This window comes from Johannesbaptistia floridana (assembly GCF_057440575.1).
This window is the reverse complement of sequence record NZ_JALKVM010000180.1, coordinates 1-16,575: the sequence shown is the minus strand read 5'-3', so window position 1 is coordinate 16,575 and position 16,575 is coordinate 1. Positions and strand designations below refer to the sequence as shown.

At 37.8% G+C, this 16,575-nt stretch carries 14 protein-coding genes; 7 read left to right on the top strand and 7 right to left on the bottom strand.

Annotation, left to right across the window (positions count from 1 at the left end):
* Both MW688_RS12360 and MW688_RS12355 read right to left on the bottom strand, forming a co-directional pair.
* On the bottom strand, positions 1-534 hold a 534-nt coding region (locus tag MW688_RS12360; protein WP_486736305.1), incomplete at its 3' end, for a hypothetical protein.
* 427 nt (positions 535-961) lie between these two features.
* Positions 962-1,318 carry a DUF1815 family protein gene (locus MW688_RS12355; protein ID WP_486736303.1) on the bottom strand — a complete coding sequence of 119 codons (357 nt, stop codon included), beginning with the start codon at positions 1,316-1,318 and terminating at the stop codon, positions 962-964.
* Positions 1,319-1,511: 193 nt separating this feature from the next.
* On the opposite strand from MW688_RS12355, the gene MW688_RS12350 reads away from it, so the two are divergent.
* Genes MW688_RS12350 through MW688_RS12340 form a run of 3 tightly spaced genes read left to right on the top strand, consistent with a single transcriptional unit; the run spans position 1,512 to position 4,316 of the window.
* The gene (locus MW688_RS12350) at positions 1,512-1,961 is read left to right on the top strand and encodes an ABA4-like family protein (RefSeq protein WP_486736302.1); all 450 of its coding nucleotides are present in this window, start codon (positions 1,512-1,514) and stop codon (positions 1,959-1,961) included.
* A gap of 59 nt (positions 1,962-2,020) precedes the next feature.
* The gene (locus MW688_RS12345) at positions 2,021-3,436 is read left to right on the top strand and encodes a glycosyltransferase family 2 protein (RefSeq protein WP_486736301.1); all 1,416 of its coding nucleotides are present in this window, start codon (positions 2,021-2,023) and stop codon (positions 3,434-3,436) included.
* A gap of 49 nt (positions 3,437-3,485) precedes the next feature.
* Positions 3,486-4,316: an ion channel gene (locus tag MW688_RS12340; RefSeq protein ID WP_486736299.1), complete on the top strand. Its 831-nt coding sequence runs from the start codon at positions 3,486-3,488 to the stop codon at positions 4,314-4,316.
* Here MW688_RS12340 and MW688_RS12335 read toward each other — a convergent pair.
* From MW688_RS12335 to pyrG, 3 genes are all read right to left on the bottom strand, one after another.
* Entirely contained in the window at positions 4,285-5,469 is a 1,185-nt protein-coding gene (locus MW688_RS12335) for an LL-diaminopimelate aminotransferase (protein WP_486736297.1), read from the bottom strand. The two genes, MW688_RS12340 and MW688_RS12335, sit on opposite strands and share 32 nt — an antisense overlap.
* 23 nt (positions 5,470-5,492) lie before the next feature.
* Positions 5,493-5,819, bottom strand: coding sequence for a thioredoxin (trxA, locus tag MW688_RS12330; RefSeq protein ID WP_486736296.1), 327 nt, complete (start codon positions 5,817-5,819; stop codon positions 5,493-5,495).
* A 161-nt stretch (positions 5,820-5,980) separates the two neighbouring features.
* Positions 5,981-7,654, bottom strand: a complete 1,674-nt coding sequence (gene pyrG, locus MW688_RS12325) for a CTP synthase (protein ID WP_486736294.1) — start codon at positions 7,652-7,654, stop codon at positions 5,981-5,983.
* A 329-nt stretch (positions 7,655-7,983) separates the two neighbouring features.
* Here pyrG and MW688_RS12320 point away from each other — a divergent pair, with 329 nt between their 5' ends.
* Positions 7,984-9,210, top strand: coding sequence for a glycosyltransferase family 4 protein (locus tag MW688_RS12320; protein WP_486736293.1), 1,227 nt, complete (start codon positions 7,984-7,986; stop codon positions 9,208-9,210).
* Here the strand turns inward: MW688_RS12320 and nadC are convergent.
* On the bottom strand, positions 9,207-10,079 hold the full coding sequence (gene nadC, locus MW688_RS12315; protein ID WP_486736292.1) for a carboxylating nicotinate-nucleotide diphosphorylase: 873 nt from the start codon (positions 10,077-10,079) through the stop codon (positions 9,207-9,209). The two genes, MW688_RS12320 and nadC, sit on opposite strands and share 4 nt — an antisense overlap.
* A gap of 1,019 nt (positions 10,080-11,098) precedes the next feature.
* Entirely contained in the window at positions 11,099-12,526 is a 1,428-nt protein-coding gene (gnd, locus tag MW688_RS12310; RefSeq protein WP_486736291.1) for a decarboxylating NADP(+)-dependent phosphogluconate dehydrogenase, read from the bottom strand.
* A gap of 225 nt (positions 12,527-12,751) precedes the next feature.
* On the opposite strand from gnd, the gene MW688_RS12305 reads away from it, so the two are divergent.
* From MW688_RS12305 to MW688_RS12295, 3 genes are all read left to right on the top strand, one after another.
* The gene (locus tag MW688_RS12305) at positions 12,752-14,116 is read left to right on the top strand and encodes a 2-succinylbenzoate--CoA ligase (protein ID WP_486736290.1); all 1,365 of its coding nucleotides are present in this window, start codon (positions 12,752-12,754) and stop codon (positions 14,114-14,116) included.
* Between the two features lie 332 nt (positions 14,117-14,448).
* Positions 14,449-15,642 (top strand): DNA double-strand break repair nuclease NurA, encoded by a 1,194-nt coding sequence (locus tag MW688_RS12300; RefSeq protein ID WP_486736289.1) that lies wholly within the window; start codon positions 14,449-14,451, stop codon positions 15,640-15,642.
* Between the two features lie 7 nt (positions 15,643-15,649).
* Entirely contained in the window at positions 15,650-16,498 is an 849-nt protein-coding gene (locus MW688_RS12295; protein ID WP_486736288.1) for a methyltransferase domain-containing protein, read from the top strand.
* Positions 16,499-16,575: the final 77 nt, after the last annotated feature.

Below are 16,575 nucleotides of genomic sequence, written 5' to 3'. Positions count from 1 at the left end.
GTTAGTATTTTTATATTTTAAAGAAGTGGACAAAGGCATTTTACAGCTAGTTCGGGAATTTTGCCAATTAGGTACCTTTTTCCCTTTTACTTTTTTAGTTTTAGCGTAAAATTTATTGGTTTGTTTAATTAGTTTTACTTTACGTTTTAACCAAGTTTGTGCTGACTGTAATTTACCTTTTAGTTGTTTTATATAGTCTTTTCTAGATTCAATTGCTGAACCTACTTGTCCTTGGGCGTCTGCTATTATTCCATTGGCGTGACGCTTTAAAACAAGGTATTTATTTTGTAAGTAACTGTTCCATTTTGATTTGTCAAACTTTACTTGATTTAGCCATTTCTTTTCGATGGGACAATAATAACCTAGACAATTTATTAAATGATTTACTGTTTCACACACTGCTTCTGTATAAATAGGTTCATAAGCTGTTAAAAACATCTCAAAACTAGTAAAGCCCAAAGCATTTAACTCGTTTATTGGTGTTGGCAATGCTTTGACATAACTTAGGGTATTAGATTTTTTTTTCACCATCATCAACAACCACTTAAGTATTAATATTATATCATGGCAAAGGACTCATGAGGTTGTACCTAACTCTCGGTGCCTCGGTGCCTCGGTGCCTCTTGGAGCCTCAAAAGGATAACCTTTGTACCTCACAAGAATGGGAACTGCCATATATCATTGCTAAACAATAGTAGGTCTATATTTTCTCTAATAGCGCACTAAACGACTTATAATCAAGGGGAAAACACAGTAATTATGTCTCAATTATCCCTTTGTCCCTAATTGTCAACCAACTAAAACTTACCCATTATGGCTATTTAGCTAATCAAATGAGCAAGTTTTAGCAGTAATGAGTAAATATTTTTCAACTGTATTTAGCCCATCGCCCTAACCGATAGGTTTTATCTTTATTTTAATTTAAATAACTATATCAATTATAAGTTATTTAATTTTATTACTAATTATTCGTTTTAGCTAAAATAGTAATTGATTCTCTGATAATGGGCTTTGTTGGTTCATACTTAATCAAGTCCGCTAAACTTTGGAGTTGATTGATAGCTTCTGCTCCTTCTAACTTCATTAATTCGCGATCATCTCGCATCTCAGTCCAAGTGATTCCATAATCTGATACTAAAAATCTGATTAGATGGCCATCATCTAAACTAACCATAAAAGAGGCACTATTCATTTTATCTCCGCAGGTATAACAGGATGCGGCGTAACCTCTATTTTCAAGCACTATAGTCAGGGCTTGAAGATTCATCACCAAGTCTTTAACAAATTCTCGATGCTGTTGTGCTAATCTTTGAAACATAGTGTCCCTCCTAACAACACACCACAACTTTAAAAATATATTAAATATCTTAATACTTTTTTAATGTTTTTGGCGTAAATTGTTTTTGAATATCTATATACCTAAGATAGCGCATATGGGAAATCACTAGATATTCAGGGAATTGAAAGGAAATTTTGTTATGATATAAATAGTTAAGAGATATGAACTTTTGATGCTAAACACTGATGAACTATTTAACTTGTCTAATTTATTCGTGCTACCATTTTGGACATTAATGATTATTTTACCAAACTGGGGATTAACCAAAAAAATTATGGGTTCTTACTTACCCTTTGTGCCTCTGATTGGTTTATACATATATTTTATCTCGGGTTCTTTAACGGCAGAATCAATAGAAACCTTATCTAACCCACAACTGGATGATATTGCTCGTTTTTTTAGTGATGAAAAAGCAGCGGCAACTGGTTGGACACACTTTTTGGTAATGGATTTATTTGTGGGACGCTGGATATATTGGCAAGGTCAAGAAACGGGGGTTTGGACAATACATTCCCTACTGTTGTCCTTGGTGGCAGGACCTGTAGGCTTATTATCCCATATAGTAACTAAAGCAATTAGAGAGAAGTTTTTATCGGTGTCGGTGGTAGACACAGTAAATTGACCACTGAAGTATAAAATAAGATTTAAATTGAGTTTTTTTATAAATATAAAATCAAATCTATGACTGAAAACTATTGGTCTGAAAAGCAAACTAATCAAAATATAAACACAGAAGAATGTTCAAATCAAGAAAACTTAGAAGCAGAGTTAAATAGTGTTTTCTTTGAGGGTTTAGGGGGAAGAAGGAAAAAAGCAGCTTTGACGGTGGTAATAGTTTCGGGGGTGACAATAGCAGCTCATCTGATATCTTGGGGCTATTGGTTAATTTTAGGGTTAAGTGGCTTACTAATTATTCGGATTAGTCATTTAGCTTTAGGAGAACCAGAATCACAACCTCAACCTCTATCAGGGGAAAAATTAAAAAAAGCACCATTGATTTCTCTTCTAATAGCGGCTAAAAACGAAGAAGCGGTAATTGCTAAATTAATAGAAATGTTGTTGAAGCTAGATTACCCAGAAGATAAATATGAAATTTGGGTAATAGATGACTATAGTACTGATAAAACGGGAGTCATCCTAGACCATTTAGCAGCAAAACATCAAGAAGTAAATGTGTTACATAGAGAAGCAAAGGCAACAGGAGGTAAATCGGGAGCATTAAATCAAGTACTGCCTTTGTGTAAAGGGGAGATAATCGGAGTTTTCGACGCAGATGCTAGAGTTTCACCAGAATTATTAAAGTATATAGCGGCAATGTTCGAGGAAGAGAGTATAGGGGCAGTACAAGTACGGAAGGCGATCGCCAACGCCAAGAGAAACTTCTGGACAAAAGGACAAAATGCAGAAATGGCCCTAGATGGCTACTTACAACAGCAGCGTATCGCCATCGGCGGCATGGGAGAATTACGGGGTAATGGTCAGTTTGTGCGTCGCCAGGCTTTAGAAACAGTAGGAGGTTGGAATGAAGAAACAATCACCGATGATCTAGATTTAACTATTCGTCTGCATTTAGCCGAATGGGATATCGGGTTTTTACCATTTCCCGCCGTAGAAGAAGAAGGGGTAGAGAGTGCGATCGCTCTTTGGCATCAGCGTAATCGTTGGGCAGAAGGAGGTTATCAGAGGTATTTAGACTATTGGCGGTTTCTAGCTAGTAAACGTCTAAGCATAGCTAAAAAATTAGATTTACTACTATTTTTTAGTTTTCAATATTTATTACCAACAGCAGCAGTACCAGATTTAATGATGGTTATCTTACGCCATCGCTTACCGATACTAAGTCCATTGAGTACGGTTTTATTTTCAGTTTCTTGTTGGGGGATGTTTTGGGGTTTAATTCGCATTCGTCGCCAACAAAAACAATTAAGTATAAATGATTTAATGATCATTAATTGGCAAATTTTGCGAGGCATGATTTATATGCTGCATTGGTTAATTGTGATGCCAAGCACAATTATCAGAATGTCCCTAAGACAAAAAAGATTAAAATGGGTTAAAACTATTCACCAAGGCAGTTTTGATTTGGGAGTTGAATAGTGTCAACCAAGGATAACTAAAAAAAATGAGGCGCTATAATTTAAGAAAAATGAAATCTTGGCAATCCCTGCGGCATGATTTGTATCACTGGCTACTAGTAATACCTTGGTTTCATTTTTTGTTATTAGTTGCCCTATTTTATTTAGTTGTTAACATTTTTTTTGCCTTAGCTTATTTATGTTTATTAGATGGTATTGCCAATGCCGAACCAAAATCCTTTAGAGATGCTTTTTTCTTTAGTATTCAAACTGTATCTACTGTGGGTTATGGTTCGATGTATCCCCAAACTACGGCGGCACAAATTTTAGTTACTATCGAAATTTTAGTAGGTTTAGTCTTAACGGCGATTTTAACGGGGTTAATGTTTGCTCGTTTTTCTCGACCTACAGCTAAGATACTTTTTAGTGATTCTCTAGTCATTTGTAAGTATAATGGCCATTATACTCTAATGTTTCGAGTGGCAAATCAACGGGAAAATAGAATTTTAGAGGCACAAATTCAAGTAACCTTAGTGAGAAACGAAGTAACGGTAGAGGGGTATCATTTACGCCGTTTTTATGATTTATCTTTACTTAGAGATAAAACTCCGGTTTTTGGCTTAACCTGGCTAGTGATGCACGTTATTAATCAAGATAGTCCTTTGTATCATGCTACCAATCATTCTCTTAGTCAAATAGATGCAGAAATATGGGTGACTTTAATCGGTTTAGATGAAACTTTCTCTCAATCTATTCACGGACGTAAGATTTATCAAGTTGAGAATATTTTCTGGGATATGCGTTTTGTGGATATTTTTGTCAAAGATCATCAACAAGAAGCAGAGATTGATTTAACTAATTTTCACCAAATTACTCCGGTGAATGATTATCAAGAAAATTAGCAATACGATTAGCCGCAGTAACTAAGGTCTCCTCATCCTTAACTAAAGCAAAACGAACATATCCTTCCCCAGATTTACCAAAACCAATACCCGGTGAGACGGCAACTCCAGTAGCTTCTACTAGGGAAGTACAAAAGCCCATAGAATTATTCTCCCAAGGATGGGGTAATTTTGCCCAAATGTAGAGAGTAGCAGAGGGTGTAGGCACTTGCCAACCTATATTTGCTAAAGCTTCCACAAAGGCGTCACGTCTCGTTTTATAAGTATTGACGGTGGATCTAATTAACTCCCGAGGCGATTCTAAAGCGACTATTGCTCCTTGGATAATACCACGATATTGGTTAAAGTCAATTACAGATTTAATACGGCGTAATGCTTGAATTAATTCAGAGTTACCTATGGCATAAGCAATGCGAAATCCACCCATATTGTAGGATTTAGAGAAAGTAAAGAATTCTATGCTTAGTTCTTTGGTTGTATCTGCCAAGAAAACCGAGGGAATTTCCATAGTTTCGTCAAAAACCACATCTAAATAAGGGAAATCGTGAACTAAAACTAAATTGTGTTCCCGACAGAAATTTACTGCCTCAACAAAGAAACTTAAGGGAGCGATCGCCGTAGTGGGATTATGGGGGTAACTTAGGACCATCATTTTCCCCTGATTGAGTACTTCTCTGGGAATGATCTTAAAATCCGGGAGAAACTTATTTTCTGCTTTTAGAGGCATAGTATATATTTGGCCCCCTGCTAAGTGTACTCCCCCTGCATGGGATGGGTAACCTGGGTCTTGGAGTAGGGCAAAGTCCCCTGGATTAAGAACTGCTAGAGGTAAGTGTCCTGTCCCTTCTTGACAGCCTATCAGGGGCAATACTTCTGTTTCTGGATCTACTTTTAAGCCGAATCTTCTGGTATACCAACGAGCGATTGTTTCTCTAAATTCCTGGGTACCGTGGTGCAGTAGATACCCGTGTGTACTACTAGCTTGTAAAGCTGTGCTGATGGTCTTGATAATTGGTGGAGGTGTTGGTAAGTCAGAAGACCCTAAGGAGAGGTCTATTATCTCTTTTCCTTGGGAGATCGCGTCGGCTTTTGCCTTGTCCATATCTGCAAATACATTCCCTTGCAGGTAGGCTATACGCTTAGCTAATTCCATGTTTATAGAGTAATATTACTAATTTACAAGTTGCTTTCTAGGATATTTTTAATTTGGTCTTTGGTCATTGCGCCTTCGTAGGAAGCGATAATTTCGTTATTTTTAAACAAAATCAGAGCAGGTACGCCTTCTACTTTACATATACTCACTGCTTCTTTGTTTTTATCTACTTCTAATTTAACCACTTTTAGTTGCTCTTGATATTCTTCTCCTATAGAGTTAATTGAGGGAGATACTAAGCGGCAGGGACCGCACCAATTGGCCCAAAAATAGACTAGTACTGGTTTTTCTTGATTTAATACTTCTGTTTCAAAAACTGAATCGTTGATCTCTTTAACAGTATCTACCATTGGTTTTTATCAGTTGGGAAATTTTTTGTTTAATATTTTACTATTCTAACAAAAATGTGGCCTTTTCTCTATAGCAGAAAAAGGGAGGCTTAGGACATTCTTGTTGTCTCTAGTTTTATTTTTTTATTAGCTTTAAACCCAAGTTTCTTGTCAAATATCAACTATGTTCCCTGATCCGGTATTCTCTGTTCCCCAACTTCTGCAAGAAGTTTAATAGCTTGATTACCAATATCAGTAGATTTAACGGAAATGGCGGCTTTAATTAGGCCGAGAAATAGGGGATGAGGATTATTAGGACGAGATTTAAATTCTGGATGGAATTGTGTTGCTAGAAAAAATGGATGTTCTGGAAATTCAATTATTTCCACTAAACGTCCATCGGGAGAAGTGCCACTGATTAAATAGCCTGTATCTAAAAATAAACTTCTATAGGCATTGTTAAATTCATAACGATGTCTATGACGTTCATAGATTACTTCTTGTTGATAGAGGGAATAGGCGAGGGTATTGGGGATGAGACGGGATGGATATAACCCTAGACGCATCGTTCCCCCTAAATCAACTACATCTTGTTGTTCAGGTAGTAAATTAATAACTGGATTAGGAGTTTCTGGGTCTATTTCTGCACTATTAGCCTGTTTTAAGTTACCAACATTTCTCGCCCATTCAATTACGCAACATTGCATACCTAAACATAGTCCTAGAAAGGGAATTTTTTGTTTACGGACGTATTCTATGGCTTTGATTTTGCCTTCTACGCCTCGGCTCCCAAAACCTCCTGGTACCACTAAGGCACTAATTCCTTCTAAATAAGTGGCGGCATCTTTGGTTTCTATATCTTCGGCATTTACCCAACGTATATTTACTTGGCTAGAACAAGCGATCGCACCGTGTTGTAGAGACTCTAATACTGATAAGTAGGCGGCACTTAACTGAATATATTTTCCGACAATCCCTATTTCAATTTCTTTAGTGGGGGAGCGCATTTTGCTTACTAGCTGTTTCCATTGGTCTAAATCTGGTTCTCTATGTTCTATTTTTAGGAGGTTTAGTGCTTGTTTTGCCAGTCCTTCTGTTTCTAGTGTCAGGGGAACTTCATAGATGCTTTGGGCATCTACTGCTGTAATTACTGATTCTACTGGTACATCACAAAATTCTGAGAGTTTTTCTTTCATCCCTGGTTTTAAGGGGCGATCGCTTCTACACACCAATATATCTGGTTGAATCCCAATTGATCTTAGTTCTTTTACTGAGTGTTGAGTTGGTTTTGTTTTCATCTCTCCTGCTGCTTCAATCCAGGGAATCAGAGTTACGTGCATGTATAATACATTTGTGCGGCCTGCGTCTTTACGAAATTGGCGAATTGCTTCTAAAAATGGTAATGATTCAATATCTCCTACTGTGCCTCCAATTTCGGTAATCACAAAGTCTGAGTTAGTATTTTTGGCTACTCGATGAATTCTTCCTTTGATTTCGTTGGTTATATGGGGAATAACTTGCACTGTTCCCCCCATATAATCTCCTCTCCGTTCTTTGTTAATTACTGCTTGGTAAATGGAACCTGTGGTTACGCTATTAAGCCGAGACATTGAGGTATCAGTAAAACGTTCATAATGTCCTAAATCTAAGTCTGTTTCGGCACCATCATCCGTTACAAATACTTCCCCATGTTGAAAAGGACTCATTGTGCCTGGGTCTACGTTAATATATGGATCTAGTTTCAGAATAGATACTGAGTAGGCGCGAGATTTAAGTAATCTCCCTAGGCTTGCTGCCACAATCCCTTTGCCGATGCTAGAAACTACACCACCTGTTATAAATATAAATTTACTCATTATTTATTTCCTTTCTTGATTATCGACAACTGCTAAATACCTACTTTTTTGCTAATATAGCAGTACAAAAAATGGTTTTTGAATTGTAGTAACACCAAACATGTTACTAACCTGACTATTCCCCATTCCCGGCGCAAAGCGCTATAGTTTTACTGGAACTTTAATTCCTGGTGCTAGAATATCTAACAGATAAGAATATTACCTGATTAGGTGATCAAACTGTTATAGTATAATATCTACAATTGGAGATGTCATAAATTCAGCCAGATATTCAAAGAATTCCTTTTTTTTTAATTTTCTATCTGGCTACATATTTTAATTATACTTTTATGCGGATTCTTATTTACTCATATAATTATTATCCAGAACCGATAGGAATAGCACCTTTAATGACAGAATTGGCAGAGGGTTTAGTGAATAGAGGTCATCAAGTACGAGTAAGTACGGCAATGCCTTGGTATCCTCAAGGTCAAATTTATGAAAAATACAGAGGGAAACTTTATGTTAATGAAACAATTAATGGTATTAATTTAGAGCGTTGTTTTGTCTGGAGTAAGCCAAAAAGAAGTTTAACTAATCGAATACTATTTGAATTAAGTTTTATATTTTTGAGCTTTTGGCAATCATTCAAAGGATGGCGTCCAGATTTAATCTTTTTAACGGTTCCAGGCTTACCAGTCTGTGTTCCTGCGGCAGTTTTGAGTAAAATATATCGTAGACCTCTAGTCTTAAATCTTCAGGATATTTTGCCAGAAGCAGCAGTAAATGTGGGTTTATTGACTAATCCTCAGCTTATTGCCATATTGACCCAACTAGAGAAATTTGCTTACTATAGTGCCGATAAAATTAGTGTGATTGCAACAAGTTTTAAAGATAATTTAGTCAAAAAAGGTGTTGCTACTGATAAAATAGTGGAAATTCCTAACTGGGTAAACACTGAATTTATTAAACCAATACCTAAAAAAGATAGCATTTTTAGTAAAAAGTATAATCTTGAAGATAAATTTGTAGTACTTTACTCAGGCAATATTGCACTAACTCAAGGTCTAGAAACTCTTGTAGAAGCAGCTCTTTATCTACGAGATTTACCCAATATAGTCATAGTAATTGTAGGAGAAAGTAAAGCGATCGCCCCTTTACAAGCTTATTGTCAAAATAAAAATATCAATAATGTGATGTTTTTTCCTTTTAAACCCCGAGAAGAATTACCAGATATGTTAGCCGCAGCAGATGTAGGTATTGTCATGCAAAAAAAGACTGTGGTTAATTTTAATATGCCTTCTAAAATACAAGTTTTACTCGCTAGTGGTTGTCCGATTATCGGTTCAGTCCCTAAACTAGGAACAGCAGCCCAAGCAATTAATAATAGTGGTGGAGGTATCGTCGTTGCTCCCGAGAATCCCCCAGCTTTAGCCCAAGCTATTAAAGATTTAGCTCAAGATCCCGAAAAAAGAGAAAAATTTAGTAAAGAAGGTCGAAAACACGCTTTAGAGAATTATTCTCTAACTGCTGCTTTAGATAAATACGAAGAACTGTTTCAATCTTTGTCATCTTAAACTGATTTTAAACTCATCTTCATACTGATATCTAACCAAGGAGAGCGAGTTATGGGAGCGCTGCTAGAAATATAATCGACGTGAGTCAAAGCTACATCTCTGATAGTTTCTAGAGTGATGTTACCGGAAGCTTCTATTTTAATTTGAGGGTTTTTCTCCCTAATTAAAGTAACAGCTTGACTCATCTGTTTTCTGGTCATGTTATCAAGCATGATTATCTCAACTCCCGCGGTAATTGCTGCGCTTACCTGTTCTAAATTACTAGTTTCAACCTCAATACTTAGGGGATAGGGAATACTTTGGCGTACTCTATCAACAGCTTCAATAATACCACCACAGGCATCAATATGATTGTCTTTGATCATGATAGCATCGTCTAAACCCAGGCGATGATTACGAGCTCCACCTACTTGAGTTGCATACTTTTCTAACAGTCTTAAACCTGGGGTAGTTTTACGAGTATCTACTAGTTGAGTGGGCAAATCAGCAATTTTTTCCACATAGCGCCGCGTGGTAGTAGCAATTCCACTTAAACGCATGGCGAGATTTAAGGCAACTCTTTCGCCAGTTAACAAAGCAGTGATGGGGCCATCTATTTGAGCGATTTTTTCTCCTGCTTCAACGAGTTTTCCCTCCGGTTGTAGGGGGTAAAATTCTACGGTTGAATCTAAGATGGTAAAAACTCTCGATGCTATGGGTAAACCAGCTATTATCCCGGTTTGTTTAGCTATCCATTCAGCTTTTGTAGGAGTAACGGACTGAGAAAATATGGCTTGAGTGGTGCGATCTCCCCTACCGATATCTTCACACAACCAAGTTTCTAGTAATCGGTCCAAAATTAGATTTGGTGGTAAACAATATTGATTCATCTTTCCGCCCTCATGGAGACTCTCGCTAAACCTGTATTCAGGTTAGCGATGAGAGGAAATGAGGGACCATTATTATGTTGCATAGTTGTATCCATCTGATTTGTGAATAGGTTTACAGTAGTCCAGTAGGGTGTGTTAGGGCGAAGCCCGTAACGCACCAAGCAAAGAGGAAAGTGCGAGAAAAGATTTTATAGCAGCGATCGCAGTAGTGTTAACAACATTTATCACTAACTTTTCCCCCCAACCCCCTGAACTTGCGCTATCTTTTATAAGCAACTCACCAAACCCTTGTATAGCAAGGGAGCACCGGAGCACGGTCGCTGGGTGAAGGGTTTTAAGTAAAATTACTTAAGTTTTGGATAAAATGTATATTTCTATACATTATTTTCTTAAACAAAATCTGAAAAAGCACATAATCACAAGTTGGTGTTTTTGTCAAGTTTTATGTTAAGAAAGATGTTTATAAAGGATAGCTTACTAAGGGGGGCTTTTCATCATTTTTGTCAACATCTATTGGCTCATTGCTATATTATATAGCCCTACTTGATACGGAAGAAACACCGGGTCAGATCATGTCCGCTTATACTGAGATCTTTCACTCCTGTTAAAAATGTCTACTTTTTTGAGGCAGGAGGCAGAAGGCAGAGGGCAGAGCGTTTAGCATTAATTCTTTAACTCATTACTTCAAAACTTCAAAACTCATTATTCATCCACCACAAGTAACTTTTGATAAAGATGCTTTGGTCTGAGTAGAGACAAAGGGGGTAAATTGTTGGGTTTCGTTCCAAGGGCCCAACCTACGGGCTACGGGCTTCTCCTAGATTAAGATTAAGTAGGGTGTGTTAGGGCGAAGCCCGTAACGCACCAAGCAAAGACGAAAGTGAGAGAAAAGATTTTATTATATAGCCCTACTTGATACGGAAGAAACCTATTTTAACTGAAACATTTCAGTAGGGTGCGTTAACCTGCGTGTAACGCACCATAAATCTAAAACTTAATCAAACTTGACATACAGTCTCTTAAGAATTTTCCATCCATTCTGTGTGGAAAAATTCATCTCGGGAGCGGTCTATACGTTCATAGGTATGTGCTCCAAAATAATCTCTTTGTGCTTGAGTTAAGTTTTGGGGTAGGCGCTCCCGTCGATAGCTATCAAAGTAATCTAAAGAAGAACTAAAAGCTGGTACAGCGATACCTTGTTTATTGGAAGCGGCTAAAACTTCTCGCCATGCTTCTTGGCGGTCTAAGATAGTTTGTTTGAATTCAGTAGCTAGAAGTAAATTAGGTAGTTGAGGATTCTCACCAAAAGCGGCTTTAATTTTATCGAGAAATCCAGCACGAATGATACATCCACCCTTCCAGATACGGGCTGTTTCTCCCAAATCTAGGTCATAGTTAAACTCAGCAGATGCCTTACTCAAAAGAGCCATTCCTTGGGCATAGGAGCACATTTTGGAGCAGTAGAGAGCATCTCTGACTTTATTGATAAATGCCTTCTTATCTCCCGAAAAAGGCTCAAATTTTGGTCCGGTTAATTCTTTAGAGGCGGCTACTCTCTCTTCTTTGAAAGCAGACATAACTCGGGCATTAACAGCGGCATAAATTGTGGGAATGGGAACCCCTAATTCTAGAGAACTAACTACCGTCCAACGTCCAGTACCTTTTTGCCCGGCGGCATCTAGAATCAAGTCTATTAGAGGTGTTTTAGTTTCAGAATCTATGTATTTGAAAATATCGGCGGTGATTTCAATCAAAAATGAATTCAACTCTTCAGTCTGATTCCATTCGGCGAAAACTTCGTGTAATTCTTGATTGCTCAATCCAACAACATTTTTGAGTATGTCGTAAGCTTCCGCTATAAGCTGCATATCTCCATACTCAATACCATTGTGTACCATTTTTACATAGTGCCCAGCACCCCCAGGACCAATATAAGTTACACAGGGACCATCATCTACTTGAGCAGCGATTTTAGTTAAAATTGGCTCTAGTTCCTCATAAGCTGCTCTTGTGCCTCCTGGCATTAAAGAGGGGCCGTGTAGGGCGCCTTCTTCTCCACCACTAACCCCCATACCCATAAAGCCTAGTCCTGTGGCTTCTAAATCTCGGGTACGTCTTTCTGTGTCTTCGTAGAGGGAGTTACCTCCATCGATAATCATATCTCCTTCTTCTAAAAGAGGTTTGAGTTGTTCGATTACTGCATCTACTGGTTTACCTGCTTTAACCATTACCAATATTTGGCGAGGACGTTCTAATGCTTGTACAAATTCTTCTAGAGAATAGGCCGCTTTCACATCTTTACCTTCTGCACGTTCCTTCATAAAGGCTTCTGTTTTCGCCCCTGTACGATTATAAACTGCGATGGGAAAACCACGACTTTCTACATTGAGAGCAAGGTTTTCTCCCATTACCGCTAATCCAATTACACCAAAGCTTCTTCTCGTCATAGTAATACTAATGATTGATTGTGTATTTTTACTGTTGGCACTGTCTCCACCATAACTGGCTTAGTTTTGGGGAAGTGTTCAAAGGATTTAGATACATTTAATACTAATCTATTTCCTTTGGTGACTAATCTGGCGTGCCTCACCATACTTGATTTAATGTTTTTACAATAACAATTAATCTAGTTTTTCTCTCAATATTTAGGATTATATTTAGCTTTGCTCTCTATGTTGCTAAAAAAGATACTAAAACAACAAATTACCAATAACTGGTTAGTTAATTACGATAATAAGCATTTTTTAGAAAAGGTTACTGCCTTGACGGAAGAATTAGTTATTATCAAGGAAAAAATTCCACTCCCTTCGATTTTACTCGCTGAATCGAATCCCTATGATTTTTTAGCGGTTTTTTTAGCTAGTATTATTCATAACTGTCCTATTTTTTTAGCTAATCCTGATTGGCAATCTCAAGAATGGGAGGTTGTAGATAAGTTAGTACAACCTAATTTGATTTGGGATTCCCAGGCTAAAACCTGGCAGGTAAACTCTCACCTGAGACATAACTATCCAGGTAAAATTATGATTCCCACAGGAGGCACTTCTGGAAAAATTCGCTTTGCTATGCACACTTGGCAGAGTCTATCTGCTGCTGTTACTGGTTTTAGAGACTTTTTTGGACAAAGTCAAATTAATTCCTGTTGTCTTTTACCTCTTTACCATGTTGGGGGTTTAATGCAGTGTTTACGCTCTTTTTTAACTGGTGGCAAGTTGTCCCTAGTTTCCTATAAACTTTTAAAGGAAAATACTCACAATACTCCTGATTATTCTCACTTCTTTATTTCTCTAGTACCAACTCAACTTCAGTTTTTTTTAGATAATCATCCGGGTTGGTTGTCTCAATTTCAAACTATTTTAGTAGGAGGAGCGCCAATTTGGCCAAGTTTACTTAATCAAAGCCGTAGTCATCGTTTACCCCTTGCTTTAGCCTACGGAATGACGGAAACGGCAGCGCAGGTGGTTACTCTTGAGCCGGAGGAGTTTTTAGCTGGCAAGAATTGTAATGGAAGAGTTTTACCCCACGCCCGAGTTAAAGTTTGTAATCAAGATGGTGATATTCTAGATCCTGATACTCTAGGAGTTATTTATCTTCAAGCAGATTCTCTCTGTTTGGGTTACTATCCTGATAGGTTTCCTCAATCAGATTTTTGGTTTTCTACTAATGATTTAGGTATGATTGATTCTCAGGGTTATTTGACTGTTTGTGGACGTCGAAATCATAGCATTATTACTGGTGGTGAAACAGTTTTTCCTCAAGAGGTGGAAGCGGCTATTTTAGCTACTGGTTTGGTTGAGGATGTTTGTGTTTTGGGTTTGGATGATAACTACTGGGGAGAAGTGGTTGTGGCTGTTTATGTCTCGCCAACTGTTACTGACAATTATCGAGTAATTAATGATAGGATAGTTAATCAGTTAAGTAAGTATAAGTGTCCTAAATATTGGTATCCTATTGATTCTCTCCCTCGTAATTCCCAAGGGAAAATTAATTATCAGTTATTAAAAGATTGGGTGATTTGCCGTAAACAGCTAAGCTAAGTGTAGTAAATCATACATAGAAAAGATTATGGTTGGTTTTCATCCAATCGGTGCGTTACACTTCGTGCTTCGCACCCTACGAGAAATTATCGCAGTATTAGTAGACATGTCATGATTTCCTGATAAATTAAGTGTGTTGAATTAGTTATATTATGAGATATTGATGCAAATACTGAAAAACCCCCTGCTCCGAATAGTAATGGGGACTGCTATATATAAATTTGTAACTTTCTATTGATTCTCGATAATTTCTTTACTGAGATTATAATTGTTATCAATAATATAGAGAAATTTGCCCAAAAAATTTATATAAATCAAAGACTCAATAACTAATGCTAAATTTAGCCAAACTATCGCGGCAATTGCCCGGAATTAGTCAACAGATGCAACAAGAGGCTAAAGCTTCTACCCAAAGATTAGCCAAAGCTGAAGCATTGATGAAGGAAGCCCAAGAGAATCTACCAGAATTGTTAGGGATACAAGAAGAATGGGGAGATCGCTTAATTTTTAGTGCGGCTACTCCTGTAGAATCTCTAGACACACGCTACACACTGCCATCCCCCAGCTCAAGTCATAGTGTTTTTGCCACTGATGGCTCCCAAATTGCCCCCTCTCACCATGAGATTGCCTACTGTTATTTAATTAATATCGGTAGAATTATGCTTCACTATGGGCAAAATCTACACCCTCTATTAGATAGTTTGCCGGAGGTTTACTATAAACCGGAAGATTTATATGTGTCTAAAAAGTGGGGAATTAGAGTAGAAGAGTGGATGAGTTATCGTCGCACTGTTTGTGAGGCACAGGTGTTAGCAGAAATGGCTTGTGATTGGGTAAATCCCCCGGGTGCCCATTATGAGCCGAATTTGGCTCTAGTTGATGGCTCTTTGATTTATTGGTTTTTAGATAGTTTGCCTGGAGAAGCTAGGGAATTAATTCTACCAGAGATTTTACAAGCTTGGTCAAACCTGCGAGCTAGTAAAATCCCCCTTGTGGGTTATGTCAGCGCTTCTCGCAGCATCGAAAGTATTAACTGGTTACGGTTACAAAGTTGTCCCTATGATACCCCTAATTGTCAGAAATATTGTAGCGAAATCAAGGATAAAACCCCCTGTCAACAGGTGGATCCTTTACGAGATGCTACTTTTTGGAGTCATTTACTTGAGCCTGGGCAAAGAAGCCCCCTATGGCGGAGTAATTTGAAGATTTTGGAATTATACGGCGAAGCTTATCAAGTATATTTTTGTTATCTCCACGTGGGCACAGAAGTTGCTAGAGTAGAAATGCCCGCTTGGGTTGCTGAAGATAAAGCACTTTTAGAGCAGTCTTTGGGGATTGTTTTAGCTCAAGTATACAAAGGTTATGGTTACCCTATTTCCTTGTCAGAAGCCCATAATCAAGCAGTAGTTAAGGGTGGCGATCGCGCTCGCTTTTTTGCTCTCTTGGAAGCTCAAATGATTCGTTCTGGTTTAAAAAATGTGGGTATATCCTATAAAGAAAGTAGTAAAAGAGGTAGCATCGCCTAAAAATATTATGACTAATTCACTCAATCAACGCATTGAAAATTTCTATGATGTTTCTACCCAAATATGGGAGGAGGTTTGGGGAGAACATTTGCACCACGGCTACTATGGTAAAGGTGGTAACTATAGAGTTAATCGGCGCCAAGCTCAAATTGATTTGATTGAAGAGTTACTAGTTTGGGCTGAAGTTAAACAGGCACAAAAGATTTTAGATGTAGGTTGTGGAATTGGTGGCAGCAGTCTTTATTTAGCTAAGAAGTTTTCTGCCCAGGTTACGGGAATTACTCTTTCTTCCTACCAACAGCAAAGGGGCAAAACTAGAGCTATGGAGGCAAAACTAGAGCAACAAGTAGATTTCCAGATAGCTGATGCTCTTTCTTTACCTTTTGAGGATAATTCCTTTGATTTAGTCTGGTCTTTAGAAAGTGGAGAACACTTTAATGATAAAAGTAAATTTATAGAGGAGTGTTATCGAGTTTTACAGCCACAGGGTAAGCTCATTGTAGCGACTTGGTGTCATCGCCCGACTAATTCTCTCGCAGGTAACCTGACAGAGGATGAAAAAGGAATTTTAAACCAGATTTATCAGCTATACCATCTACCCTATGTGATTTCTCTTCCAGAATACGAAACTATAGTTAAAAATTGTGGTTTCTCTAATCTTCACCTAGATGATTGGTCTACAGCAGTGGCTCCTTTTTGGTATAAAGTGGTAGAGTCTATGTTTGAACCCAAAGCTATTCAAGGTTTACTCAAGGCTGACAGTGAAACTCTACAAGGGGCTTTAGCCGTGGGTTTAATGATTCGTGGTTACCAAAAGGGTTTAATTCGCTTTGGAGTGTTTTGGGGGGAAAAATAGCTTTGTTAGATGGGAGGCGATGCAATACTGCGTAGGTTTTGAATCAAACATATTTATTTTGAGAAAGCAGGGAGCAC